This window comes from Vibrio echinoideorum, from assembly GCF_024347455.1.
In the GTDB taxonomy this organism is placed as follows: Bacteria; Pseudomonadota; Gammaproteobacteria; order Enterobacterales; family Vibrionaceae; genus Vibrio; species Vibrio echinoideorum.
In genome coordinates this window covers 2,305,329-2,330,359 of sequence record NZ_AP025483.1, presented here as the reverse complement: position 1 = coordinate 2,330,359, position 25,031 = coordinate 2,305,329, and the positions used below count along the sequence as shown (strand labels likewise).

Sequence of the window (25,031 nt, the reverse complement as noted above, 5' to 3'; positions counted from 1 at the left end):
CGGTAGGATACCCATGGACGTTTAATTATTGAAGATTAAATAATGACTGAATCTTTTGCTCAACTCTTTGAAGAGTTTCTATCTGAAACTGAATTCCAACAAGGCAGCATCGTTAAAGGTACTGTAGTAGCTATTGAGAACGGTTTCGTTCTTGTAGATGCTGGTCTTAAGTCTGAATCTGCTATCCCTGCTGAACAATTCAAGAACGCTGCTGGCGAACTTGAAGTTGAAGTTGGTGCTGAAGTAGACGTAGCTCTAGACGCTGTTGAAGATGGTTTCGGTGAGACTCAACTTTCTCGTGAGAAAGCTAAGCGTCATGAAGCTTGGATCGTACTTGAGAAAGCTTGCGAAGAAGCTGAAACTGTTGTTGGTATCATCAACGGTAAAGTTAAAGGCGGTTTCACTGTTGAACTTAACGGTATCCGTGCTTTCCTTCCAGGTTCTCTAGTAGACGTACGTCCTATCCGTGACACTGCTCACCTAGAAAACAAAGAGCTAGAGTTCAAAGTAATCAAGCTAGACCAGAAGCGTAACAACGTTGTTGTTTCTCGTCGTGCTGTTATCGAATCTGAAAACAGTGTTGAGCGTGACGAACTTCTTGAAACTCTACAAGAAGGTACTGAAGTTAAAGGTATCGTTAAGAACCTTACTGACTACGGTGCATTCGTTGATCTTGGCGGTGTTGACGGTCTTCTACATATCACAGATATGGCTTGGAAGCGTGTTAAGCACCCATCAGAGATCGTTAACGTTGGTGACGAAATCCTAGTTAAAGTTCTTAAGTTCGATCGTGAGCGCACTCGTGTTTCACTAGGTCTTAAGCAACTAGGCGAAGATCCATGGGTAGCAATCGCTAAGCGTTACCCTGAAGGTCACAAACTTTCTGGTCGTGTTACAAACCTAACTGACTACGGCTGCTTCGTTGAAATCGAAGAAGGCGTTGAAGGTCTAGTACACGTTTCTGAAATGGATTGGACTAACAAGAACATCCACCCTTCTAAAGTTGTTAATGTTGGCGACGAAGTTGAGGTTATGGTTCTTGATATCGACGAAGAACGTCGTCGTATCTCTCTAGGTCTGAAACAGTGTAAAGCTAACCCATGGCAGTCATTTGCAGAAATGCAAGCTAAGGGCGACAAAGTTACTGGTAAGATCAAGTCTATCACTGACTTTGGTATCTTCATCGGTCTAGAAGGCGGTATCGACGGTCTAGTACACCTATCTGACATTTCTTGGAACGCTGCCGGCGAAGAAGCTGTACGTGAATACAAGAAAGGCGACGAAATCTCTGCTGTTGTTCTAGCAGTAGATGCAGAGCGTGAGCGTATTTCTCTTGGCGTTAAGCAAATGGAAAACGACCCGTTCAATGCATACGTTGCTGATAACAAGAAAGGTGTTCTTGTAAACGGTACTGTTACTGCAGTTGACGCGAAAGGCGCTACTATCGAGCTAATCGAAGGCGTTGAAGGTTACATCCGCGCTTCTGAAGTTTCTCGCGACCGTATCGAAGATGCATCTCTAATCCTAAGCGTTGGCGACAGCGTTGAAGCGAAGTTCACTGGTGTAGACCGTAAGAACCGCGTAATCAACCTATCTATCAAAGCTAAAGATGAAGCTGATGAGCAAGAAGCAATGGCTTCACTGAACAAGTCTGAAGACGGCGGGTTCGGTAACGCAATGGCAGACGCATTCAAAGCTGCTAAAGGCGAATAATTTAATTTTTCGCTAAGAAAGGAGCCGTAAGGCTCCTTTTTTTTTGCTTATTTTTCCGATAGGTCTATAATTTCTAAAAAGAAAACCAACGAGGGTAACTATGACTAAGTCTGAATTGATTGAAAGACTGTGCGCTGAGCAAACGCATCTTTCTGCAAAAGAAATTGAAGACGCTGTAAAAGACATTTTAGAGCACATGGCTTCAACACTAGAAAGTGGTGATCGAATCGAAATTCGCGGCTTTGGCAGTTTTTCTCTGCACTTCCGTGAACCTCGTGTTGGACGTAACCCTAAAACTGGTGACAAGGTTGAGTTGGAAGGCAAATACGTTCCTCACTTTAAACCAGGTAAAGAGCTACGCGAGCGAGTAAACTCAGGGCTGTAGACTACTTATCGGAATTAAGAAAAGCGGCATACATTGTAGTATGCCGCTTTTTTATGACCATAATATGGTGGTCTGATTAGTAATTTTCCTGCATAATCGTACAGCTAACTAACCAATGAGTGATGAACTATGAAAATTATAAAAATAGTCGCCGTTATCGCACTTTTCCTAATTGCACTGGCCTTAGGCTCTCAAAACCAAACGACTGTGAACTTTAACTATCTGCTAGCGCAAGGTGACTTCCACCTATCAAGCCTACTGGGTGTTGTGTTTGTTTCAGGCTTTGCTCTTGCTTGGTTAGTCTTCGGCAATATGCACATGCGATCTCAACTTAAAATTCATCGCTTGAATAAACAACTCAATAAGCAATCAAAGCAGGTAGCTGCTGATACCAAAGCTTAAAGGTCTTATTTGATGTTAGAGTTACTGTTCTTACTTTTACCTATTGCAGCCGCTTACGGTTGGTATATGGGGAATCGTAATGCTCAGCAAGAAAAGCAAAAACAATCACACCAGATCTCCCGTCAATATGTGACGGGTTTGAACCTATTACTGTCCGATCAATCTGACAAAGCAGTCGATCACTTTATTGAACTGCTTCAAGTCGACAATGAAACCATTGATACGCATTTAGCTTTGGGTAACTTGTTCCGCTCAAGGGGCGAAGTCGACCGCGCTATTCGTATTCACCAAAACCTTATCTCTCGCTCGGGACTTACTCTCGATCAGAAAAACCTCGCCTTACAGCAATTAGCGAAAGACTATATGGTCTCTGGCTTTCTTGACCGCGCCGAAAAAATCTTCGAACAGCTTGTAGAAGAACCTGATCATAAAGAGGGCGCTTTACAACAACTTGTTGCGATTTATCAGCAAACTCGTGAGTGGAACAAGGCTATTCATTACGGAAATATCCTCGTTAAACTGGGTAAGAAAAAGATGAAGATGCGTGCCACGGTCGCGCATTTTTGGTGTGAGCTTGCGATGCAAGAACAAGCCGATGGCAATCGTTCGAAAGCTCTACAGCATTTTAAGAAAGCACTTTCTGAAGACCCGAAATGTGTTCGTGCCAGTATTGCTTTAGGTAAATTCCATTTAGCAAACGAAGATTATCAAAAGACAATCACTTGTTTAGAATCCGTTCTCGAACAAGATATCGATTTTATCAGTGAGGTGTTACCAACCCTTGCTGAGTGTTACCACAAGCTTGGACAAGAAGCTCAACTTGTCGAGTTCCTGAAAGCCTGTATTCAGAAGAAGGCTGGTGTATCCGCTGAATTGATGCTCGCTCAATTAGTTGCTCACCATGAAGATGTTGGCTCTGCCCAAGAATTACTGACGAAGCAATTGGTTAAAAACCCAACCATGAAGGGTTTTTATCGATTAATTGATTACCACCTAGCAGAAGCTGAAGAAGGTCGAGCAAAAGAAAGCTTAACCACACTTCAGTCCATGGTTGGCGAACAGTTGAAGGTTAAGCCTCACTACCGTTGTCGTCAGTGTGGCTTCTCTACACATTCAATGTATTGGCACTGTCCATCATGTAAAGGATGGGGAACGATCAAGCCTATTCGTGGGCTGGATGGTGAATAGATTTATGGTCCTTGATAGACCAAATTATTAATTGCAGCTTTCGGGCTGCATTTTTATGGCTGTTATTTGTCGCTATTATTTATATTGATTATTTAAAGTTTATAGTGATTATTTAAAGAAAGTTAACTGCGTTAGGAGATGAAATGAACGACCAAAAAATCATTGTAGCATTGGATTATGATAACCAAGCGGATGCGTTAGCCTTCGTCGATCGTATTGATCCAGCATCTTGTCGCCTAAAAGTTGGCAAAGAGATGTTTACCCTGTTTGGCCCTGAATTTGTTCGTGAATTGCATAAACGTGGTTTCTCAGTCTTCTTAGACCTTAAGTTCCACGACATCCCGAACACATGTTCAAAAGCAGTACGCGCTGCTGCTGAGCTAGGTGTGTGGATGGTTAACGTACACGCAAGTGGAGGTGAGCGCATGATGACCGCTTCTCGCGAAATCTTAGAACCGTATGGTAAAGATCGTCCGCTATTAATTGGTGTGACAGTACTAACCAGTATGGAGCAGTCTGACTTAGCGGGTATTGGTTTAGATCTTGAGCCACAACAGCAAGTTATGCGCTTGGCGTCTCTAACTAAAAACTCTGGTTTGGACGGTGTTGTATGCTCAGCACAAGAGGCTTCTTTACTTAAAGGTGCACTTGGCCAAGAGTTTAAGTTAGTGACTCCAGGTATCCGTCCTGTAGGTGCTGATGTCGGTGACCAGAAGCGTATTATGACGCCTTCTAAAGCGATTGAAGCCGGTTCAGACTACTTAGTTATCGGCCGTCCAATTACTCAAGCTGTTGACCCTGCAACTGTTCTCGCTGAGATCAACGGCACGCTAGTTTAAGCTTACGTTAAGGTAGTGATATCAATAAGAAGGCCAGCAAATTGCTGGCCTTCTTATTTATGGATTGGATTGATTTGAACTAGATTTACCATTCGGCTTAAATCGGAGCACCACTATGGAATTTGAAATCACTGTCTTCTGAAGTGATGAGTTCTGCTTCTACTTGAGCGAAGTGGGCAATACGCTCAGATATATCTTTCCCTGCGATTTGCTCCGCTAGTTCGAGGTAATCTTGATAGTGGCGAGCTTCTGAGCGAAGTAGAGACACATAAAACTTCTCCATATCCTCTTCTAAGAAAGGAGCCAGTTTAGCAAAACGTTCACAAGAACGAGCTTCTATAAAGGCGCCGATGATCAGTTTATCAACCAGAGCATCAGGCTCGTACGTCTTAACTTGCTTAATTAAACCTCTAGCGTAGCGACCAGCTTCAATTGGTTGGTAGGTCACTCCCTTCTTTTCCATTAACTCCATCACCTGATAGAAGTGATGCAGTTCTTCTTTTATCAGAAGTACCATTTTATCGATGAGATCAGCACCGTAGTTACAGCCTTCTTTCGCTGTGATTTGCTTTGATACATTACTCTTACCACGAAGTGATTCTAAGTCTCCGATACGACGATAAGCGAATTGCTCGTATGGCAAAATCCATTCGTTGAGCTGTTTCGCACTTTCTTTATCAACCGCGTACTTACGGATTAAGAACAAAGCACTTTGTGCAGCTTTGAGTTCACAGAGCATGTGGTCGCGTAAAATGATGTGAAGGTTTTCAGGCTTCTTGGCTTCATCTATCCATGAATCTGGCGTTTCAGCTTTAAGAAAAGAGTGAATTGGATCTAATAGTTCTTGATACATGGTCGAGGAAAGTTCGTTGATAATACGAAATGTTATCACAGCTATCGAGATCTCCCTATAAGGAGAAAGGAAATTCACCAGACATAAAAAAGGCCACCTATTTTGAAAATAAGGTGGCCTCTAAACGTTTGAATTAGAGTGTTACCATTTTTTCTTCTGACCGAAGAGGGCATCCATATCTTCATCACGCTCTTTAGATTCCATTTGCTGCAAGTCTTGCGCATTTTTATCTTGGCGTTTCTGATCAAGGTCGTTGAGCATCTGTTGAAGCTTTTCTTTTGCTTGATTAGAGTATGAGTCGTTTTTGGTTGCTAACGCATCTATGCCTTTACGCAATAACTGAATCGCGGTTCCCGGTTGTCCACGAGATATCGAGTCGTTCGCACGCTTAATAACGTTCTCAATGTTGATGCGAATTTGAATGGTTTCTAAGCGAGCATTTTCAACCACATAAGCTTGAGTTTCAAAACGACCTTTATTGTGTTCGTTACGAACTGTATCACGTAGGCGTTTAACGAGCTTAAGCATCATGATAGCTTGCTTATCACTGCTTGGTACTCGGAATGCAGTACTTTCACCACCTTGGTAGTTTTCTTTAAGCTGAGTGATTTGTTGCTTTACGCTTTCGATTCGTTGGGCAAGTTGCTTATTTCTTGGATCGAGTTGATACATATTTTCTAGCGCATCAAGAATTCGATTGTTTAAGCATACAAGAAGATCTTGGCTAAAAGGCATGTGATGCGCATTACCAATCAACTCCTCTGTTCCGTCAATAATGGTTAGATAACGAGAAGCTTCCTGTTTCTTCGCTGTTTCTACCTTAACTTTGTATTGAAGCATGATGTTGTAGCCTAAAACTAACACCAAAAGAACGGCTACTAAGGCAATTATTAAACCAATATTCATATGTTTGTGTCTGCTTGTTGTTTTCTATAGCTAACTGGAGAGAATACACGATTCCATTGTGTATCGGCACTCGTAAATTGCAATTTCTAATTATCTCTTGTTGAGCGCAATCGGCAATCAAAATTTACTAACTAATGTATGAGAATGAGGAGTGGGTTGCAAAGCGTTAGTGATATTTATGTTTGTTAGTCTGTAAAAGCTCAATTTTTCTGTCATTTTTGTGCTTGAAGCGTTATAACTATTAATTATATTACACAAGACTATAACGCTCGCTTTGCAAATAAGTTAGCACAGAAATGAGTAAAGGATTACGAGGTTAGATATGAAGTTACAACAACTCAAGTACATTGTTGAGGTTCTCAACCATAACCTAAATGTTTCTGCGACGGCAGAGAGTTTATACACATCTCAGCCTGGTATTAGTAAGCAAGTTAGATTGCTAGAAGATGAACTAGGTATTCAGATTTTTGAACGTAGCGGGAAGCATTTAACACAGGTTACCCCTGCCGGTGAAGATATCATTCGCATCTCTCAGGAAATCTTGGCGCGTGTCGAGAGTATTAAAGCGGTTGCTGGTGAGCACACTCATCCTGAAATGGGCACATTGAACATTTCAACGACGCATACTCAAGCGCGTTACGCGTTGCCGGACGTGATCAAAGGTTTCACTGCGCGTTATCCGAAAGTATCACTTCACATGCACCAAGGTACGCCTAGCCAAATGTCAGAAGCGGTGGCTAAAGGGACGGCGAACTTTGCGATTGCAACGGAAGCACTACACCTTTATCAAGATGCGATTATGCTGCCTTGTTATCACTGGAACCGTTCGATAGTCGTTACTAAAGACCACCCTCTGGCGCAAAAGCGAAATATCACGATCGAAGATCTTGCTGCTTACTCTCTAGTGACTTACGTATTTGGTTTCACTGGACGTTCAGAGCTTGATACCGCGTTCAACAAGGTTGGATTGACGCCTCGCGTTGTGTTCACTGCAACCGACGCGGATGTAATTAAGACATATGTACGAATGGGTATCGGTGTCGGTGTCATCGCAAGTATGGCCATCGATCAAGAACAAGATACTGATCTAGTTGCTATCGATGCTAGTCATCTATTTGGTGCCAGCACCACAAGCATTGGTTTTAGAAAAGGCACTTTCTTGCGTTCTTACATGTTTGATTTTATGGAGCGTTTTGCACCGCATTTGACTCGTCCTGTTGTTGAGCAAGCCATTTCTCTAAAATCAAATGATGAGATAGAAGAAATGTTTAAAGACATTGAGTTACCTGTTCGATAATTATCAGAAGCTCAGAAGCTCAGAAGCTCAGAAGCTTAGACATTTAGAAGGGTTTCTCTAGATTCCGAATCGGTCTGTTATCAGGCCGATTTTTGCTTTAACCAAGCGTGACTTCCATACACTCACGTCTTGTATTACCTCTCTTTATACCGTTCCTTATATAGCTTCTTTCTATTTCGGCCTCTAACCCCTACAATCCTCGCACCATAGGGGGAAGCATGCATTCACGATTTAAAATACTCGACTCATTTTTGTTAGAGCACCAAGTCTACTGGCGCTCAGAGCCTTTCCACCTATGCCAAACTCTCCAACAACCATGGTTAGATGTGAATCGCCCTCTTATTGATTGGTTAGAAAGCTTGAGTCTTGAGAGCATCCAGTATTTAAAAGATCAGCCTCAGATATTAATAGCAGAGCTTGCACGTTTTATTCCGCAACTAGAGCAAGTAAGTCAAAGTATCCAGTTCAATAGCACGAAACTTGCTGGATTAAAGCTGGATCGAGGAACGGAAGAGGGTATTCCGGGAAGGAAGTTGCAACAAATTGTTGCGATGGGAGAAGTTGCGCTCGAACATCATCATGGCAAAGAGTGGTTGGAGTGGTGTTCGGGGAAAGGTTTTTTAGGGCGAATTCTGTCACAACAATCTTGCCAAAAAGTCACTAGCTTTGAATGGCAACAGTCTTTGTGTGAGAGCGGACAAACAATTGCAGATGCTCAACATTTAGACATGACGTTTGTTCAAGGTGATGCATTTTCACAGAGGGCGGATGAAGTATTCAATTCAAATCAACATGCTGTAGCACTGCATGCTTGCGGCGACCTTCATGTTGAATTAGTCAAAAAATCAGTTTCTCATGGATTGCCAGCGGTGACCATTTCACCTTGCTGTTACCATCTTATTCGTGGTGAGACCTATCAAGCGATGTCTTCCGTTGCGAAAATTTCGGCATTAACATTGAGTAAAGGTGACCTAAGAATCCCACTTCAAGAGACCGTAACGGGTGGGGAAAGAGTAAAGAGGCACCGCCAGTTGGAGATGACTTATCGATTGGGTTTCAGTCAATTGCTTAAAACTGAACTTAATATTGGCGAATATGTGCCTGTGCCTAGCATCAAAAAATCAGAATTGTCCGAAGGTTTTGAATCATTTTGCCGTTGGGCATCTGAGATCAAGACATTACCGCTTGAAGCTAATATCGATTTTGATTCATATTTTGCTCAAGGAGAGGCTCTTTTTTGGGAAATGGAAAAATTGAGTTTGGTTCAACAAGTCTTTATGCGCCCTTTGGAAGTATGGTTGGCGTTGGATCGCGCCATCTATTTACAAGAACAAGGTTACGAAGCATCTATTGAGGAGTTTTGTGAACGTAGTATTACGCCAAGGAATCTGTTGATTCATGGCTTTAAGGTGAAATGCTAGCTCCAAGAACCAAGAACCAAGAACCAAGAACCAAGAACCAAGAACCAAGAACCAAGAATAAAGAGATCACGGTACTTGAGGTGTATGGTCATAAATACAAAAAAGCCAGTCGACCAAAATGAGTCGTACTGGCTTTTTAGTTAGCGAGCAGTGCTTTACTGACTGTTGATCACTAAGGCACTAACTGGCTAAACGCAATTAGTTAAACATTGCGATTGCTTTAGCTGGCTCTACGTATTCTAGGTCAAAGCTTTCAGCAACTTCTTTACAAGTTACTTTACCGTGAATGACGTTTAGACCTTCTAGGAAACCTTCATCGGATAGAAGAGCTTCGCGGTAGCCTTTGTTTGCTAGCTTAACAATGTAAGGAAGTGTTGCATTGTTTAGTGCGTAAGTTGAAGTACGAGCAACGGCACCTGGCATGTTAGCAACACAGTAGTGAACGACATCATCAACAATGTAAGTTGGATCTGCGTGAGTCGTCGCGTGTGAAGTTTCGAAACAACCACCTTGGTCGATCGCAACGTCAACAACTGCTGAGCCTGGCTTCATTTTCGCAATGTGATCTTTTGTAACAAGTTTAGGAGCGGCTGCACCTGGGATTAGTACTGCACCAATCACTAGGTCGGCTTCTAGAACATGCTTCTCGATAGCGTCTTCTGTAGAATAAACCACTTTTGCACGGCCTTGGAATTCTTCATCAAGACGACGAAGTGTATCTACGTTACGATCAAGAATGGTTACATCAGCGCGAAGGCCAACAGCCATACGTGCTGCATTAGCACCAACAACACCGCCGCCAACAACAACAACTTTTGCTGGCTCAACACCTGGTACGCCGCCAAGAAGAAGACCACAACCACCGTTAGATTTCTCTAATGTTTGTGCACCTGCTTGAATAGACATACGACCAGCCACTTCAGACATTGGTGCTAATAGTGGCAAGCGACCCATATTATCTGTTACAGTCTCATAGGCTACGCAGACAGCTTTGCTCTTGATTAGCTCTTCCGTTTGTGGAAAATCTGGTGCAAGGTGTAAATAGGTAAATAATATTTGCCCTTCACGAAGCATAGCTCGCTCGACAGCTTGAGGTTCTTTAACCTTTACAATCATTTCTGCTTTCGTGAAAACGTCAGCAGCAGTAGGAAGAATGGATGCGCCTACAGCGATGTAATCATCGTCTGAAAAACCGATACCAGTACCGGCATTGGTTTCTACAAAAACTTGGTGGCCGTGTGGGATTAGTTCTCTCACGCTAGCTGGGGTCATACCAACGCGGTATTCGTGGTTCTTGATTTCCTTAGGTACGCCAATGATCATCCTGACTCCTTATTTTATTTTGGTTGTTTTATCTATGTGTAGGGTAATTCTGTCGAATTAATATCTAGTATAGATAGGTTCAGGTAGAATTTGATACTGAATATTAAAAAGTTGTAGTATATTTTTTTGCAAGGAAGTAATAAGGTGGAATAAAAAATGGCAGACAATTATAAGAAGCCGTCCAAGGAACTAGATCGTATTGACCGCAACATTCTTAATGAGTTGCAAAAAGACGGTCGTATCTCAAACGTAGAACTATCAAAACGAGTAGGACTTTCTCCAACTCCATGTCTTGAACGTGTTCGTCGTTTAGAACGTCAAGGTTACATTACTGGGTACACAGCGTTGCTGAACCCACAGTACCTTGATGCTTCACTTTTAGTGTTTGTTGAAATTACGTTGAACCGTGGTGCTCCAGATGTGTTCGAACAATTCAACACCGCTGTTCAGAAGCTTGATGACATCCAAGAGTGTCATTTAGTGTCGGGTGATTTTGACTATCTTCTAAAAACACGTGTATCGGATATGGGTGCTTACCGTAAGTTGCTCGGTGATACGTTACTGCGTCTACCAGGCGTAAACGACACTCGAACTTACGTTGTAATGGAAGAAGTGAAACAAACTAATCAACTTGTGATTAAAACTCGTTAATCGCAATTGGTGAAATGAAAGAAAGCGGACATTTGTTCCGCTTTCTTGCTTTCTGGAATTGGGTTTTTCTGTTTGATATGGTTAAATCAACAGTAGTTTCATTTAAACGAGCGGCTTGGGCCTCTCGCGACGTTTTTATCCCGTTCAATTATTAAGTTGGTTTATGTTCAAGCAGAGCAGTAATAAAGTAGAAACAATCATTAAAACGAGTGAAGAGCCTCAGTCTCCCCGTTTGAATGGTTCTCAACGTCTAAAAGAGTGCAGTCTTATTCTGGGTGTTCTCTTCTCTATTCTACTTGCCGTTGCGTTATTAACTTTTAGTCCTGCAGACCCATCATGGTCGCAAACGGCGTGGGGTGGTGACATTCAAAATGCGGGTGGCTACCTAGGTGCATGGTTGGCGGATACGCTTTTCTTTGTGTTTGGTTCTTTGGCTTACCCTTTACCTATCTTGGTAACGGTTGCTGCGTGGGTATTATTCCGTAAACGCAATGAAGACGAGCCAATAGATTTCATGCTGTGGGGCTCTCGTTTACTTGGTCTTACCGTTCTTATTCTTACTAGTTGTGGTCTAGCCGATATCAACTTTGACGACATTTGGTACTTTTCATCAGGCGGTGTGGTTGGTGATGTGCTCACAAGCCTTGCACTTCCAACGCTGAATGTTTTGGGTAGTACTCTTGTTCTTCTTTTCTTGTGGGGGGCGGGTTTAACCTTATTAACGGGTATTTCTTGGTTAAGCATTGTTGAATGGTTGGGTGAATGCGCGATTAAGTTCTTTACGTCTGTTGTCAATAAAGTTCGTGGCCAAGATCAAGAGCTGCTTGAACCTGAGTTGCAGGAGTCAGCAGATCGAGATTTGTTATTAGAAGAGCGTCAACGACCAACTTACCGTGACGTACCTGCTTTAGAAGACAATCTTGTAGAAGGCAGTGCCATAGAAGACAGCGCTATAGAAGGGCGTAAAGAAGCAGAGCATCTTGATCCTGCTATGAGCTTTTCTGCGACTGCAGGAGCTTCAGATGCGACCGACAATACTTTAGACAATACCGTATCACCGAAACGCCAGTATAATATTCATATGCCAGTAGAGGCTCCAACTAAACAAGAAGCTTCTGCTCATACACAGATTAAAAATGAAAATGCACCAGTAGAGTCAGTCCCCGCTGTACCAATTTATCAAGCGCCCGATGATTCATTGGAAGAAGGTATCGATCGTTCGAAGCAGTTGAACGCGACTATAGAGCAGTTAGAAAATGCAGCTATGTATGAAGATGATCTTGCTGAACAAAATCAGGCCGATGCTCACGAGTCTCAAGTAGCGTATCAAGAGTACATGCAGAGTGAAGAGCCGCAAGTTAGCTCTGTTAATGATGTTGACATTGATACCGCCAACTCAGAAATTGATAGTACTGCAGAAGTAAATGCTGAGTTCGATACAGAAGATATTCAGCCTGAGTCGTTGTACGCATCACCAATGGGTGAACAAGAAGAAACGCCACAAGAGTTCTCAGCACAAGATTCACCTTTTGAGACAACGCAAAACCAGAGCTTTGAACCGAGCTCAGAGTTTGACGCTGAAGTTACTGATGAACAAAACACCGAGCAACCTGAACCTTTATCTGATGAGCAAGAACATTCAGAATTTGTGCAACCAACGGAACAGCCCCAACAGCCAATTGTTGATCTTCCTTGGGAAGAGGTAATAGAAGAAGAACCTTTAAATCAAGACCAAGATGTAGCCGCATTCCAGAACATGGTTTCTGAAGCTCAAGCGAACATGGCTGCAACACAAAATCCGTTTTTAGTTCAGCAAGACGTTAACTTGCCGAAACCTGCGGAACCATTGCCAACGCTTGAGTTGTTATTCCACCCTGAGAAGCGTGAGACCTTCATTGATCGTGATGCACTAGAAGCCATCGCTCGCCTTGTTGAATCTAAATTAGCGGATTACAAGATCAAGGCTGAAGTTGTTGATATTTTCCCTGGCCCAGTGATCACTCGATTTGAGTTAGACCTTGCACCAGGTGTCAAAGTTAGCCGTATCTCAGGTTTGTCGATGGACTTAGCGCGTTCACTATCAGCGCTAGCTGTGCGTGTAGTTGAGGTTATTCCGGGTAAGCCTTATGTTGGTTTGGAATTACCAAACATGAGTCGCCAGACTGTGTTTTTCTCTGACGTAGTGGGTAGCAAACAATTTATTGAAGCTAAATCTCCTACGACTGTCGTTCTTGGGCAAGATATCGCAGGTGAGGCCGTCATTGCTGACCTATCTAAAATGCCTCATGTACTGGTTGCGGGTACTACAGGTTCAGGTAAGTCGGTTGGTGTGAATGTCATGATCTTGAGTATGCTTTACAAGGCATCGCCAGAAGATGTTCGTTTCATCATGATCGATCCGAAAATGTTGGAATTATCTATCTATGAAGGTATTCCACATCTGTTGTCTGAAGTTGTGACTGACATGAAAGATGCGTCTAACGCCCTTCGTTGGTGTGTAGGAGAAATGGAACGTCGTTACAAACTTATGTCGGCTCTTGGTGTTCGTAACATTAAAGGCTACAACGACAAATTGAAGATGGCCGCGGAAGCGGGTCACCCAATCCATGACCCACTGTGGAAGCCGGGCGACAGTATGGACCCTGAAGCGCCATTGTTGGAGAAACTGCCTTACATTGTGGTTGTCGTTGATGAATTCGCCGATTTAATCATGGTAGTGGGTAAGAAAGTTGAAGAACTTATTGCACGCTTGGCGCAAAAAGCGCGTGCGGCTGGTGTTCACTTGATCTTAGCAACTCAACGTCCTTCGGTGGATGTTATTACTGGTCTTATTAAAGCCAACATCCCAACGCGTGTTGCCTTTACGGTATCAACCAAAACGGATTCAAGAACTATTCTTGACCAAGGTGGTGCAGAATCATTATTGGGTATGGGTGATATGTTGTACTTACCACCGGGTTCAAGCCACACAACTCGTGTACACGGCGCGTTTGCTTCTGATGACGATGTACACGCGGTAGTGAACAACTGGAAAGCACGCGGTAAGCCAAACTATATTGAAGAGATTACGAACGGCGACCAAACCCCAGAAACACTGTTACCGGGTGAGAAGATGGAAGGAGATGAAGAAGTTGATCCTCTATTTGATCAAGTCGTTGAGCACGTAGTTCACTCGCGTCGAGGCTCGGTTTCTGGCGTACAGCGTCGATTTAAGATTGGTTACAACCGTGCAGCACGAATTGTAGAGCAGCTTGAAGCTCAAGGTATCGTAAGTACTCCGGGCCACAATGGTAACCGTGAAGTCTTAGCACCAGCTCCACCAAAAGATTAGTTCCACTAGGAACTCATGCCCATTAAGTCGGTCAAACCGAAAACATGACCGACTTATGTTCTAACAGGATTATTGATGAAAAAAGTATTCGCACTTTTATTTATGAGCTTCTCAGTATTTGCTTCTCCGAAAGAAGAGTTGAGTAGTCGCTTGGCATTGAACGCCGGTTTTAGCGCTGACTTTAAACAAGTCGTAACCAGCCCTGACGGTGATGTTGTGATGGAAGGCGAGGGCACGGTAGAGATAGCACGACCTAGTTTATTCCGTTGGGAAACGACATTTCCTGATGAAAACTTGCTGGTATCAGATGGCCAAAGCTTGTGGTATTACAGCACGTTCATTGAGCAGGTAAGTATTTACTGGCAAGAACAAGCGACATCACAAACACCTTTTGTTTTGCTTACGCGTAGCCAAGAAAGTGATTGGGATAATTACAACGTAGTGCAATCGGGTAACCAGTTTACGTTAACGCCAACGGCTGTTGATTCTAATCAAGGCGACTTCCAGATTAACATTACTGAAAAAGGCATTGTTCAGGGCTTTAATGTGATTGAACAAGATGGTCAGAAAGGTGAGTTTACCTTTGAAAATGTTGACTTAGGTAAGCCTGCTGCAGACCGTTTTACTTTTGTGGCGCCGGAAGGTGTCGAGGTCGACGACCAAAGAAACTGATCTACATCAGCAGATCGTTTGGTAATAAGTCGATTGGTATTGATGCCATCAACGAATCAAGAGATTGCAATTGAGTAATTACAGCTTAGATTTTGCGGGGGACGAAGATTTTCGTCCCCTTGCTGCTCGTATGAGACCTGAAACTGTCGAACAGTATATTGGTCAACAGCATATATTAGGCCCAGGTAAACCACTTCGTAGAGCGTTGGAAGCGGGTCATATTCACTCGATGATTTTATGGGGGCCTCCGGGCACCGGTAAAACTACTTTGGCGGAAGTGGCCGCTAATTATGCCAACGCCGAAGTTGAGCGCGTATCAGCGGTGACCTCGGGCGTAAAAGATATTCGTATCGCCATTGAAAAAGCGCGCGAGAACAAACAAGCAGGGCGTAGAACGATTCTGTTTGTAGACGAAGTCCATCGCTTTAACAAAAGCCAACAAGATGCCTTTCTGCCTCATATTGAAGATGGAACGGTGACTTTTATTGGTGCGACGACAGAAAATCCATCCTTTGAATTGAACAACGCTTTGTTGTCACGAGCACGTGTTTACAAACTTACGTCACTAAATACCGATGATATCGCGTTGGTGATACGCCAAGCCATTGAAGATAAACAGCGCGGGCTTGGTGATGTGTCGGCCGACTTTTCAGATAATGTCTTAGATCGTCTCGCTGAACTGGTTAACGGCGATGCTCGTATGGCGCTCAACTACCTTGAGCTGCTGTATGATATGGCAGAAGACAACGACCAAGGTGAGAAATCGATAACGCTGCAGTTATTGGCGGAAGTCGCCGGAGAGAAGGTTGCTCGCTTTGATAATAAGGGCGATATTTGGTACGACTTGATCTCCGCTGTTCACAAATCGATTCGTGGATCTAACCCTGATGCAGCTCTGTATTGGTCGGCGCGAATGATTGCAGCAGGTTGTGACCCTTTGTATATCGTAAGACGCTTATTAGCGATTGCTTCTGAAGATATTGGAAACGCTGATCCTCGAGCCATGCAAGTCGCGATGTCGGCGTGGGACTGCTTCACGCGTATTGGTCCTGCTGAAGGCGAGCGTGCGATTGCACAAGCCGTTGTCTATTTAGCGTGTGCGCCAAAAAGTAATGCAGTTTACACCGCTTGGAAGCAAGCCTTAACGGATGCTCATAATCTTCCTGAATATGAAGTGCCTCATCATTTGCGAAATGCACCCACAACTTTGATGAAGGACATGGGCTATGGGCAAGAATACCGTTATGCTCATGACGAACCAGGTGCCTACGCGGCTGGCGAAAAGTACTTGCCTCCTGAAATGGGAGAAAGACAATACTATTTCCCAACAAAACGAGGCTTAGAGACTAAAATTGGCGAGAAGCTAGATTATCTGGCGGATTTGGACACAAAAAGCCCACAAAAACGCTATGAAAAGTAGTCTTTTTTGGATATCGTTACCTTGTCATAAAAATTCAATTAAATCGTTTAAAATTGGTCGAAATAGCACCAGTTTTAGGGGTTTAGCAGTGATTCAGTAGTCAAGCTACTGAATATTCAAATAACTAAAGCATAGGATTAGCAATGCTGGATTCTAAATTACTTCGAGCTGAGCTGGATGAAACAGCGGCAAAATTAGCACGTCGAGGCTTCACCCTTGATGTAGAGACAATTCGTGAACTTGAAGAAAAACGTAAGTCCCTTCAGATGAAAACTGAAGAGCTGCAAGCGTTACGTAACTCTCGATCGAAGTCCATTGGTCAAGCGAAAGCAAAAGGCGACCATGAAGAAGCTGAGCGTATCCTTGCTGAAGTAGGCAACTTAGGCGCAGAACTAGACCAAGCTAAAGTAACATTGGCTGAGCTTCAATCTGAGCTAGAAACGATCACAATGTCTATTCCTAACCTACCTGATGCAGAAGTGCCAGATGGTAAAGATGAAGACGACAACGTAGAAGTTTCTCGTTGGGGTCAACCTAAGACTTACGACTTCGAAGTGAAAGATCATGTAGATCTTGGCGAAATGTCTGGCGGTCTTGATTTTGCTAGCGCAGTTAAAATCTCGGGTTCTCGTTTCATCGTGATGAAAGGCAAATTTGCACGCCTACACCGTGCTATTGCTCAGTTCATGCTGGACCTTCACACTGATGAACACGGCTACACAGAAATGTACGTACCGTACCTAGTGAACCACGATAGCCTATACGGTACTGGTCAACTTCCTAAGTTCGGCGAAGACTTGTTCCACACAAGCCCGCTAACTGAGCAAGTAAGTGACGTACCTCTTAAGACGCTATCGCTTATCCCTACTGCGGAAGTACCGGTAACGAACATGGTTCGTGATACGATTACTGATGAAGCTGATCTGCCACTTAAGATGACAGCTCACACGCCATGTTTCCGTTCTGAAGCGGGTTCTTACGGTCGTGACACTCGTGGTCTTATCCGTATGCACCAATTCGACAAAGTTGAACTAGTACAAATCACTAAGCCAGAAGACTCAATGGCAGCGCTTGAAGAGCTAACTGGTCACGCTGAGAAAGTACTTCAACTTCTAGAGCTTCCTTACCGTAAAGTGATTTTATGTACTGGTGACATGGGCTTCGGTTCTGCGAAAACTTACGACTTAGAAGTATGGGTTCCAGCACAAGAGACTTACCGTGAAATCTCTTCTTGTTCAAACATGTGGGATTTCCAAGCGCGTCGTATGCAAGCTCGTTTCCGTCGTAAAGGCGAGAAGAAACCTGAACTTGTACACACACTAAACGGTTCTGGTCTTGCTGTTGGTCGTACTATGGTTGCTATTCTTGAGAACAACCAAGAAGCAGATGGCCGTATTGCTATCCCAACAGTACTTCAACCATACATGGGCGGCGTAACGCACATCGGTTAATCAGTAAAACTGTTATACGAAAACCCAGTCAATCGGCTGGGTTTTTTATTATCTGTTACACCGGAAAGCAGTGAGTCGAGGGCCAATTTCATTACTCATTTGTAATAGTGTTTCTCTAATTTTGGTTATTATTACATCACTAAAAATGGTTATAATGCGCTCTTACCGCGGTAGGTACAAGTTTTCTCATGCAAATACAGAGGAGGACTTATGGCCGTAGGATGGGCAGGTGACGATAACGTCAGTCAGCAAATTCAAAATACCATTGATGATGAGATCTCTCGTGTAAGAGGGAACATTCAAAGTGGGGAAAGCTTGCATTATTGTGACGAGTGCGGTGATGAGATATCAGAAAAGAGACGGCTAGCAATTAAAGGCGTGCGTTTCTGTATTGGATGCCAGTCCATGTTTGAACACGTTGCGTATCGTCACTCATTGTTCAATCGCAGAGCAAGTAAAGACAGCCAACTTCGTTAGAAGGCGGTCGTTCTCTATTGTCGAGAATAATGAACCGACCTCTCCTTAACTTCAATATTGCAGATAGCAAATGAACCAGTAAGGAGAGGTAATAGCTTTACCTTCTATTTAAAGCAGTGGCGATCTTTTAATGCGCAATCAATAGCGGAAACAAGCTTCTCTATATGTTCAGGCTTGCTAATGAAAGGAGGCATCATATAGATCAACTTACCAAAAGGACGGATCCAAACACCTTGCTCTACAAAGTGAGCTTGGATGGTTTCCATATCGACAGGTGTATGTGTTTCAACAACGCCAATAGCGCCTAACCAACGAACGTCTTTGACAAGATCATGCTCTCGCAACGGTGGTAATAACTCAGAAAAGAGTTGTTCAATCTGTTGAGTTTGATTTTGCCAGTCGCCTTTTTCAATTATGGACAAACTTGCTGCACCCACAGCACAAGCTAAAGGGTTACCCATAAAGGTTGGCCCATGCATAAAGCAGCCCGCCTCACCGCCACATACCGTGTCGGCGACTTCTTTGCTCGCAAGCGTCGCTGACAGCGTCATATAGCCGCCAGTTAAAGCCTTGCCTACGCATAAGATGTCCGGTTGAACATCGGCATGCTCACAGGCGAACAGTTTGCCTGTTCGGCCAAATCCGGTCGCAATCTCATCCAAAATAAGTAATACGTTGAATTCATCACACAGTAAGCGAACCTGTTTTAAGAACTCAGGGTGGTATATGCGCATGCCGCCAGCGCCTTGAACTATAGGCTCCAAGATTACGGCGGCAACCTCTTCATGATGGGTTGTTAGCTTTTCTCGAAAGCTATTGATGTCACTTGAATTCCACTCATCCCAAAAGCCAGTCTTTGGTGAATCAGCAAAAATATGTTCAGGTAGGAAGCCTTTGTAAAGGCTATGCATCGAGTTATCCGGATCGGTCACTGACATCGCTGCAAAGGTATCACCGTGGTAACCATCTCTTAGCGTTAGGAACTTTGAACGAGGTTGCCCTTTAGCATGCCAGTATTGCAGTGCCATCTTAAGGCTAACTTCTACGGCCACTGAACCTGAATCAGCCAAGAATACGTGTTCTAGATTACTTGGCGCTAGATTCAACAACTTTTTACACAAATCGATAGCGGGCTGGTGGGTGATACCACCAAACATAACGTGTGAAACCTTATCGATTTGGCTGTGAGCTGCAGCATTGAGCTCTGGATGATTGTAGCCGTGGATGGTTGACCACCAAGATGACATACCATCAATAATTCGCTTTCCGCCTTCTAATTCTAGGTAAACACCGTCTGCGTTGGTGACTGGGTAGCAGGTCAGAGGTGTTAACGTTGATGTGTAAGGATGCCAGATATGCTGGCGATCAAAGGCGAGATCCATAGTAACTTCCATTTTTGATGTGATTAAAAACTAACCAGATGTAAACTTTTGATATTATCAATGTGTTGACAGTCTAAAGCTTGTCGGTAGACTAGCCAAGCATAAATGCAATCTCTATTAATAGAGATGCAACATCAAATAATAAAAAAGGATCGACACGTGGAAGTTCGTCATGACTGGACAGTGGCTGAAGTAACAGCACTGCTTGAAAAACCGTTTATGGATTTAATGTTTGAAGCTCAAGTCGTTCATAGACGGTACCAAGAGCAAAACCACGTGCAAGTGAGTACGCTTTTATCGATAAAGACGGGTGCTTGTCCTGAAGATTGTAAGTACTGTCCTCAAAGTGCTCACTACCGAACGGATGTCGACAAAGAACGCTTAATGGAAGTCGAGCGTGTTTTGGATGCTGCGCTAAAAGCCAAGAATGCGGGCTCAACTCGCTTTTGTATGGGCGCTGCATGGAAAAACCCGAAAGAGCGCGATATGCCTCACCTTACCGACATGATCAAAGGTGTGAAAGGCATGGGCTTGGAAACCTGTATGACACTGGGCATGTTAACGCCCGATCAAGCGGGTGAACTAGCGGGTGCGGGTTTAGATTACTACAACCATAACCTTGATACGTCTCCTGAGTTCTACGGCAGCATCATTACTACTCGTACTTACCAAGATCGTTTAGATACTTTATCTCATGTACGTGATGCGGGTATGAAGATTTGTTCTGGTGGCATTATTGGTATGGGTGAAAGCACCAATGACCGTGCAGGTCTACTTGTAGAACTAGCTAACCTTCCTGTACACCCTGAAAGTGTGCCAATCAACATGCTCGTAAAAGTGAAAGGCACACCGATGGAAAACGTTGATGATGTTGAGTCTTTCGATTTCATCAAACTGATTGCCATTGCTCGTATCATGATGCCAATGTCTGCGGTTCGTCTATCAGCGGGCCGTGAGAACATGAACGAACAGATGCAAGCGATGTGTTTCATGGCGGGTGCGAACTCTATCTTCTACGGCTGTAAGTTACTGACTACGCCAAATCCAGATGAAGACACGGATATGCAGCTGTTTAAGAAGTTGGGTATCAATAGTCAACAAGTGGCTCAAAAGCCAGACGAAATTCAAGAAAATGAACTGTTAGATCAAGTGGTGGAGCGCGTTGCTGCTCGTCCAACGAAAGATGACATTTTCTACGATGCCACTGTTTAAATCTCGCATCAAAGAAGCCCTTGTTCATCGTCGTGAGCAAGGGTTAACCCGTCAACTTAAGGTACTCGAAAACAGTAATAGCCCTTTGCTTAATAGCGAAGGTTCTAGCTTCATTAACTTTTCGAGTAATGATTACCTAGGCTTAGCGAACGATCCTGAATTAGTGAATGCATGGCAAGTGGGGCTTTCTCAGTATGGCGCAGGCAGTGCGGCATCCCCATTGGTTACTGGTTTTAGTTCTGTTCATCGAAATCTAGAAGCTCAGCTGTGTGAGTGGCTTGGTTTTGAACGCGCCATTCTATTTAGCTCTGGGTTTAGTGCTAATCAAGCTCTGTTGTTCTCTCTGCTCGAAAAAGACGACTCTCTGTTGCAAGACAAACTTAACCACGCCTCTCTGATGGAAGCGGGGATGCTTTCTCCTGCAACAATGAAACGCTTTAAGCACAACGATACGCAGCACCTAGAGTCTTTACTAAGCCGCTTTCCACAATCGTTAGTCGTGACTGAAGGTGTGTTTAGCATGGATGGCGACCAAGCGCCTCTTAGCCAGATATCTAACCTGACTAATCAATACGACAGTTGGTTAGCGGTTGATGATGCCCACGGTATCGGCGTATTAGGTGATAAAGGAGCAGGGAGCTGCAACGCGGCACAAGTAACGCCTGATATTTTGGTGGTGACCTTTGGTAAAGCATTCGGCCTTTCTGGTGCTGCGATTCTTTGTACGTCAGAAGTGGGTGATTACTTAACTCAGTTTGCTCGTCATCATGTTTATTCGACGGCGATACCTCCTTCACAAGCCGTCGCTTTGTCTCATGCGTGTCAGATGATCCAAACGCAAGAGTGGCGTCGTGAAAAGCTCCAAGAACTTGGTGCTATTTATTCAGAGCAGATGAGTGGCGTGAAAGGTTTTATTGATACTCAGACTCCTATTAAGCCGTTTATCGTTGGCGAAGCTCAAGCTACGTTATCTATTGCCGAAGAATTGAAGCGTAACCAAGTTTGGGTAACCGCAATAAGACCGCCGACGGTTCCGGCAGGGACTGCTCGCCTGCGAATTACTTTAACGGCCAATCACAGTCAGAAACAGATTCTTCAGTTAATTGACTCGTTGCTTCAAGCAATAGAGCGAAGCAACGAGTCTGGAAGCAAACCAAGCATAGAATCATGCTTTGAATTAAAGAATGAGGCTCAGTAAATGTCACAAGAAGCAGCAGTGCATAATTACGTAGGCCAAGATAAGAGTGCGATTGCAGAAGCTTTCGGTAAAGCAGCCACAACCTATGATAAACACGCTGAGTTTCAACGTGACGTCGGCCATCGTTTATTGGATAAACTACCTAACGATCTCTCAGGTTTGAAGGTGTTGGATTTAGGCTGCGGTACCGGCTATTTTTCTGAACAGATGGTGAAACGTGGTGCTGAGGTGGTGTGTGCCGATCTATCTATTGGAATGTTGAAAAAGGCGAAGCAGCGTTGTGGTACATCGGTCTCTTTATATCAGCAAGCTGATGCCGAGCAACTCCCGTTCCAAGATGGGTGCTTTGACGTTGTTTTTTCTAGCTTGGCATTGCAATGGTGTGACGACTTATCGTTACCTTTAAGAGAAATGAAGCGTGTAACCTGTGACGGAGGGCAAGTAATTTTCTCAACTTTGCTTGAAGAGTCACTATTTGAGTTAAAAAAATCGTGGAGCAAAATTGACACACATCAACACGTTAACCATTTTATTACAATCAATCAGGTAAAAATTGCGTTAGCGCAATCTAGCTGTACGGCTCATCAACTAGACTTGCCAACCATTATCGTTTGGTACGACACTGCGTTTGAACTGATGCGCGACCTTAAAGGTATTGGCGCTAATCACGTAAGTGGTCGCTCACAAGGTTTAACAAGTCGCCGAATGCTACAGCTTGTTGAACGGGAATATAGAGAGTTTAAAAACCATCAAGGTTTCTTACCAGCAACATATCAAGTTTGTTTAGGGGTTATTCAATTATGATTGATGCATTATTTATTGCAGGTACGGATACCGAAGTGGGAAAAACTGTGGTTTCAAAAGCAATTCTTCAAGCTTTGGCCGCACAAGAGTTATCAACGATTGGTTACAAACCAGTTGCTGCAGGTTGTGACCAATATCCTGAAGGTCTACGTAACAGTGATGCGTTGCATCTTCAAGAGGCTGCAACGCAAGATATTGCTTACGAAGACGTTAACCCGTACGCATTGTTGCTACCATCATCACCTCACATTGCAGCAAAGCATGACGGTGTAGTGGTTGATGAAGCGGTATTATCCGCGAAGCTAGAAGCGCATAAGCAAAACTCTGACATCGTTCTAGTTGAAGGTGCTGGTGGCTGGCGTGTTCCGGTTTCAGATGACGAATACCTGTCTAGCTGGGTCAAAAAAGAACAGCTTCCCGTGGTGCTGACTGTTGGAATAAAGCTGGGCTGTTTGAGCCACGCTTTGTTAACCGCAGAGGCAATTCGCGCTGATGGCCTAAACCTAGTAGGTTGGGTTGCAAACCGTATTAATCCAGGCACTGAACATTATGCTGAGATTATTGCGATGCTTGAAGATAAGCTAGGAGCGCCGAAGTTAGGTGAAATCCCATACGTACCAAAAGCGAAGTCTAAGAACATCGGTAAGTACATTAATGTACAGCCACTGCTTGATCTTTGATTGAACAATAGACGTTTCAAATAAGAAAAGGGCTGCGATTGCAGCCCTTTTGCTTTATTAAGCCTTTTGACCGTACGTTTATAAAAACCGGTCTTTTGAACAAGCTTGGGGTTAATGTTCTTTTGTCAGTCCCATTAGTGCTTGCTGTGTTTCTGTGATTTTTACCTGTGCCGTTTGCGGTGTTAGGATTCCGATCTGTTTTTTTGCTTCTTCTTCAGTAATCCCTAGGTGACAGCACAGTAAATCGATAGCCATTTGAGTGTTAGTACCTTCAACCATGATTCTTCCCTTTTTGTACATGGACTAGCCAATAAATCATCTGAGGTCACTGTAAACGGATTGTTATATCGACACCATACGACTTAGGTCTAATAGACCATGGCTAATTCGAATACAGTCTCGTAATCAAATGTTGCAATTTAATGCTTAACCTTGTTTTCTTAATCTAAGACTATATGTATAAGTAAGTATAAGTCTTCAAGGTTGGAATAAATTGCTGTCTGCCTTGTCTATAACAATAAGTTTTATAAAAACAGCTTTCATGCGGAGATAAGTAATGAAGCGAGTAATGTTGTTCCTTGCAACCAACCTTGCGGTTGTATTGGTACTAAGTGTTGTTCTTAATATTGTATACGCCGTCACAGGTATGCAACCAGGAAGCCTTTCAGGCTTGTTGTTAATGGCTGCGGTCTTTGGTTTTGGTGGTTCATTCATCTCACTAATGATGTCTAAGAAAATGGCATTGCGTTCAGTTGGCGGAATGGTCATCGAAAGCCCTCGTAACGAAACAGAACATTGGTTGATGGAGACGGTAAGTCGTCAATCTCAACAGGTTGGTATTGGTATGCCAACAGTGGCGATCTACGACTCGCCAGACATCAACGCATTCGCGACGGGTGCTAAGCGTGACGATTCATTGGTAGCAGTATCAACAGGCCTGCTGCACAACATGACGCGTGATGAAGCTGAAGCGGTATTAGCGCATGAAGTGAGCCACATCGCGAACGGCGACATGGTGACCATGACGCTAATGCAGGGTGTTGTGAACACGTTCGTTATTTTCCTATCTCGTTTCATCGCCAACATTGTTGCGTCGAATGACAACGAAGAAGAGGGTGGCAGCAACATGATGGTGTACTTCGGTGTGTCTATGGTGTTGGAATTGGTATTTGGTTTCTTAGCAAGCTTCATTACGATGTGGTACAGCCGTCATCGTGAATTCCATGCCGATGCAGGTGCAGCGAACCTAGTGGGTAAAGAGAAGATGATTGCAGCGCTAGAGCGTCTAAAGGTGAGCCACGAGCCACAGTTAGAAGGTTCTATGATGGCATTTGGTATCAACGGTAAGAAGTCTCTAACAGAGCTTCTAATGAGCCACCCACCGCTAGATAAGCGTATTGCGTCTTTACGTAACATGTAATTTCTA

The 25,031-nt window shown here is 43.7% G+C and carries 24 protein-coding genes; 19 read left to right on the top strand and 5 right to left on the bottom strand.

Going from position 1 to position 25,031, the window contains the following annotated elements; translation table 11 throughout:
• Positions 1–42 precede the first annotated feature (42 nt).
• From rpsA to pyrF, 5 genes are all read left to right on the top strand, one after another.
• Entirely contained in the window at positions 43–1,713 is a 1,671-nt protein-coding gene (gene rpsA, locus OCV36_RS10520) for a 30S ribosomal protein S1 (RefSeq protein ID WP_017073306.1), read from the top strand.
• 100 nt (positions 1,714–1,813) lie between these two features.
• Positions 1,814–2,098: an integration host factor subunit beta gene (gene ihfB / locus OCV36_RS10515; RefSeq protein WP_017073307.1), complete on the top strand. Its 285-nt coding sequence runs from the start codon at positions 1,814–1,816 to the stop codon at positions 2,096–2,098.
• A 129-nt stretch (positions 2,099–2,227) separates the two neighbouring features.
• Positions 2,228–2,500, top strand: coding sequence for a LapA family protein (locus OCV36_RS10510; RefSeq protein ID WP_102551568.1), 273 nt, complete (start codon positions 2,228–2,230; stop codon positions 2,498–2,500).
• Positions 2,501–2,512: 12 nt separating this feature from the next.
• The gene (gene lapB / locus OCV36_RS10505) at positions 2,513–3,688 is read left to right on the top strand and encodes a lipopolysaccharide assembly protein LapB (RefSeq protein WP_029224810.1); all 1,176 of its coding nucleotides are present in this window, start codon (positions 2,513–2,515) and stop codon (positions 3,686–3,688) included.
• A 143-nt stretch (positions 3,689–3,831) separates the two neighbouring features.
• Positions 3,832–4,527 carry an orotidine-5'-phosphate decarboxylase gene (pyrF, locus tag OCV36_RS10500; protein WP_135456618.1) on the top strand — a complete coding sequence of 232 codons (696 nt, stop codon included), beginning with the start codon at positions 3,832–3,834 and terminating at the stop codon, positions 4,525–4,527.
• A gap of 97 nt (positions 4,528–4,624) precedes the next feature.
• Here pyrF and miaE read toward each other — a convergent pair whose 3' ends face one another.
• Together miaE and OCV36_RS10490 are read right to left on the bottom strand one after the other, a co-directional pair.
• Entirely contained in the window at positions 4,625–5,419 is a 795-nt protein-coding gene (miaE, locus tag OCV36_RS10495) for a tRNA isopentenyl-2-thiomethyl-A-37 hydroxylase MiaE (RefSeq protein WP_017073311.1), read from the bottom strand.
• A gap of 102 nt (positions 5,420–5,521) precedes the next feature.
• Positions 5,522–6,286: a hypothetical protein gene (locus OCV36_RS10490; RefSeq protein WP_017073312.1), complete on the bottom strand. Its 765-nt coding sequence runs from the start codon at positions 6,284–6,286 to the stop codon at positions 5,522–5,524.
• A gap of 322 nt (positions 6,287–6,608) precedes the next feature.
• Between OCV36_RS10490 and cysB the strand changes: the two genes are divergently transcribed.
• The 3 genes from cysB (at position 6,609) to OCV36_RS10475 (ending at position 9,126) form a co-directional block, all read left to right on the top strand.
• A complete protein-coding gene (gene cysB, locus OCV36_RS10485) occupies positions 6,609–7,583 on the top strand; it encodes an HTH-type transcriptional regulator CysB (protein WP_017073313.1) in 975 nt (324 codons plus the stop codon).
• A gap of 218 nt (positions 7,584–7,801) precedes the next feature.
• The gene (locus OCV36_RS10480) at positions 7,802–9,004 is read left to right on the top strand and encodes a methyltransferase (protein ID WP_135456615.1); all 1,203 of its coding nucleotides are present in this window, start codon (positions 7,802–7,804) and stop codon (positions 9,002–9,004) included.
• Complete coding sequence (locus tag OCV36_RS10475; RefSeq protein WP_261887522.1) at positions 8,998–9,126, top strand: hypothetical protein; 129 nt, start codon at positions 8,998–9,000, stop codon at positions 9,124–9,126. Before OCV36_RS10480 ends, OCV36_RS10475 begins: the two co-directional genes overlap by 7 nt.
• 76 nt (positions 9,127–9,202) lie before the next feature.
• Here the strand turns inward: OCV36_RS10475 and ald are convergent, their stop codons facing one another.
• Positions 9,203–10,327 carry an alanine dehydrogenase gene (gene ald / locus OCV36_RS10470; RefSeq protein WP_135456614.1) on the bottom strand — a complete coding sequence of 375 codons (1,125 nt, stop codon included), beginning with the start codon at positions 10,325–10,327 and terminating at the stop codon, positions 9,203–9,205.
• Positions 10,328–10,483: 156 nt separating this feature from the next.
• Between ald and lrp the strand changes: the two genes are divergently transcribed.
• The 6 genes from lrp (at position 10,484) to OCV36_RS10440 (ending at position 18,329) form a co-directional block, all read left to right on the top strand.
• A complete protein-coding gene (gene lrp, locus OCV36_RS10465) occupies positions 10,484–10,978 on the top strand; it encodes a leucine-responsive transcriptional regulator Lrp (RefSeq protein WP_004734558.1) in 495 nt (164 codons plus the stop codon).
• 163 nt (positions 10,979–11,141) lie between these two features.
• Positions 11,142–14,309: a DNA translocase FtsK gene (locus tag OCV36_RS10460; RefSeq protein ID WP_135456612.1), complete on the top strand. Its 3,168-nt coding sequence runs from the start codon at positions 11,142–11,144 to the stop codon at positions 14,307–14,309.
• Between the two features lie 75 nt (positions 14,310–14,384).
• Positions 14,385–14,981, top strand: coding sequence for an outer membrane lipoprotein chaperone LolA (gene lolA, locus OCV36_RS10455; protein WP_135456610.1), 597 nt, complete (start codon positions 14,385–14,387; stop codon positions 14,979–14,981).
• A 64-nt stretch (positions 14,982–15,045) separates the two neighbouring features.
• Entirely contained in the window at positions 15,046–16,401 is a 1,356-nt protein-coding gene (locus OCV36_RS10450) for a replication-associated recombination protein A (protein WP_277869521.1), read from the top strand.
• Positions 16,402–16,544: 143 nt separating this feature from the next.
• The gene (gene serS / locus OCV36_RS10445; RefSeq protein ID WP_017073320.1) at positions 16,545–17,852 is read left to right on the top strand and encodes a serine--tRNA ligase; all 1,308 of its coding nucleotides are present in this window, start codon (positions 16,545–16,547) and stop codon (positions 17,850–17,852) included.
• 210 nt (positions 17,853–18,062) lie between these two features.
• Positions 18,063–18,329, top strand: a complete 267-nt coding sequence (locus tag OCV36_RS10440; protein WP_135456608.1) for a DksA/TraR family C4-type zinc finger protein — start codon at positions 18,063–18,065, stop codon at positions 18,327–18,329.
• A gap of 104 nt (positions 18,330–18,433) precedes the next feature.
• On the opposite strand, the gene bioA is transcribed toward OCV36_RS10440, so the two are convergent.
• Complete coding sequence (bioA, locus tag OCV36_RS10435; protein WP_135456606.1) at positions 18,434–19,711, bottom strand: adenosylmethionine--8-amino-7-oxononanoate transaminase; 1,278 nt, start codon at positions 19,709–19,711, stop codon at positions 18,434–18,436.
• A 159-nt stretch (positions 19,712–19,870) separates the two neighbouring features.
• On the opposite strand from bioA, the gene bioB reads away from it, so the two are divergent.
• From bioB to bioD, 4 genes are read left to right on the top strand one after another with little or no spacing between them, the layout of a single operon-like run.
• Entirely contained in the window at positions 19,871–20,923 is a 1,053-nt protein-coding gene (bioB, locus tag OCV36_RS10430; RefSeq protein ID WP_017073323.1) for a biotin synthase BioB, read from the top strand.
• The gene (bioF, locus tag OCV36_RS10425) at positions 20,910–22,121 is read left to right on the top strand and encodes an 8-amino-7-oxononanoate synthase (protein WP_135456708.1); all 1,212 of its coding nucleotides are present in this window, start codon (positions 20,910–20,912) and stop codon (positions 22,119–22,121) included. Before bioB ends, bioF begins: the two co-directional genes overlap by 14 nt.
• Positions 22,122–22,925 (top strand): malonyl-ACP O-methyltransferase BioC, encoded by an 804-nt coding sequence (bioC, locus tag OCV36_RS10420; protein ID WP_135456604.1) that lies wholly within the window; start codon positions 22,122–22,124, stop codon positions 22,923–22,925.
• The gene (gene bioD, locus OCV36_RS10415; protein WP_135456603.1) at positions 22,922–23,605 is read left to right on the top strand and encodes a dethiobiotin synthase; all 684 of its coding nucleotides are present in this window, start codon (positions 22,922–22,924) and stop codon (positions 23,603–23,605) included. Before bioC ends, bioD begins: the two co-directional genes overlap by 4 nt.
• Positions 23,606–23,716: 111 nt before the next feature.
• Here bioD and OCV36_RS10410 read toward each other — a convergent pair whose 3' ends face one another.
• Positions 23,717–23,884: a hypothetical protein gene (locus tag OCV36_RS10410; RefSeq protein WP_017073327.1), complete on the bottom strand. Its 168-nt coding sequence runs from the start codon at positions 23,882–23,884 to the stop codon at positions 23,717–23,719.
• A gap of 277 nt (positions 23,885–24,161) precedes the next feature.
• On the opposite strand from OCV36_RS10410, the gene htpX reads away from it, so the two are divergent.
• On the top strand, positions 24,162–25,025 hold the full coding sequence (htpX, locus tag OCV36_RS10405) for a protease HtpX (RefSeq protein WP_010439977.1): 864 nt from the start codon (positions 24,162–24,164) through the stop codon (positions 25,023–25,025).
• Positions 25,026–25,031: the final 6 nt, after the last annotated feature.

Coding starts and splice junctions, on each gene's coding strand:
- lrp (WP_004734558.1), top strand. CDS start 10,484: ATGGCAGACAATTATAAGAAGCCGTCCAAGGAACTAGATCGTATTGAC.
- rpsA (WP_017073306.1), top strand. CDS start 43: ATGACTGAATCTTTTGCTCAACTCTTTGAAGAGTTTCTATCTGAAACT.
- bioA (WP_135456606.1), bottom strand. CDS start 19,711: ATGGATCTCGCCTTTGATCGCCAGCATATCTGGCATCCTTACACATCA.
- OCV36_RS10480 (WP_135456615.1), top strand. CDS start 7,802: ATGCATTCACGATTTAAAATACTCGACTCATTTTTGTTAGAGCACCAA.
- htpX (WP_010439977.1), top strand. CDS start 24,162: ATGAAGCGAGTAATGTTGTTCCTTGCAACCAACCTTGCGGTTGTATTG.
- lolA (WP_135456610.1), top strand. CDS start 14,385: ATGAAAAAAGTATTCGCACTTTTATTTATGAGCTTCTCAGTATTTGCT.
- lapB (WP_029224810.1), top strand. CDS start 2,513: ATGTTAGAGTTACTGTTCTTACTTTTACCTATTGCAGCCGCTTACGGT.
- OCV36_RS10460 (WP_135456612.1), top strand. CDS start 11,142: ATGTTCAAGCAGAGCAGTAATAAAGTAGAAACAATCATTAAAACGAGT.
- ihfB (WP_017073307.1), top strand. CDS start 1,814: ATGACTAAGTCTGAATTGATTGAAAGACTGTGCGCTGAGCAAACGCAT.
- cysB (WP_017073313.1), top strand. CDS start 6,609: ATGAAGTTACAACAACTCAAGTACATTGTTGAGGTTCTCAACCATAAC.
- bioF (WP_135456708.1), top strand. CDS start 20,910: ATGCCACTGTTTAAATCTCGCATCAAAGAAGCCCTTGTTCATCGTCGT.
- pyrF (WP_135456618.1), top strand. CDS start 3,832: ATGAACGACCAAAAAATCATTGTAGCATTGGATTATGATAACCAAGCG.
- ald (WP_135456614.1), bottom strand. CDS start 10,327: ATGATCATTGGCGTACCTAAGGAAATCAAGAACCACGAATACCGCGTT.
- OCV36_RS10510 (WP_102551568.1), top strand. CDS start 2,228: ATGAAAATTATAAAAATAGTCGCCGTTATCGCACTTTTCCTAATTGCA.
- bioD (WP_135456603.1), top strand. CDS start 22,922: ATGATTGATGCATTATTTATTGCAGGTACGGATACCGAAGTGGGAAAA.
- OCV36_RS10475 (WP_261887522.1), top strand. CDS start 8,998: ATGCTAGCTCCAAGAACCAAGAACCAAGAACCAAGAACCAAGAACCAA.
- OCV36_RS10410 (WP_017073327.1), bottom strand. CDS start 23,884: ATGGTTGAAGGTACTAACACTCAAATGGCTATCGATTTACTGTGCTGT.
- OCV36_RS10440 (WP_135456608.1), top strand. CDS start 18,063: ATGGCCGTAGGATGGGCAGGTGACGATAACGTCAGTCAGCAAATTCAA.
- serS (WP_017073320.1), top strand. CDS start 16,545: ATGCTGGATTCTAAATTACTTCGAGCTGAGCTGGATGAAACAGCGGCA.
- OCV36_RS10490 (WP_017073312.1), bottom strand. CDS start 6,286: ATGAATATTGGTTTAATAATTGCCTTAGTAGCCGTTCTTTTGGTGTTA.
- bioC (WP_135456604.1), top strand. CDS start 22,122: ATGTCACAAGAAGCAGCAGTGCATAATTACGTAGGCCAAGATAAGAGT.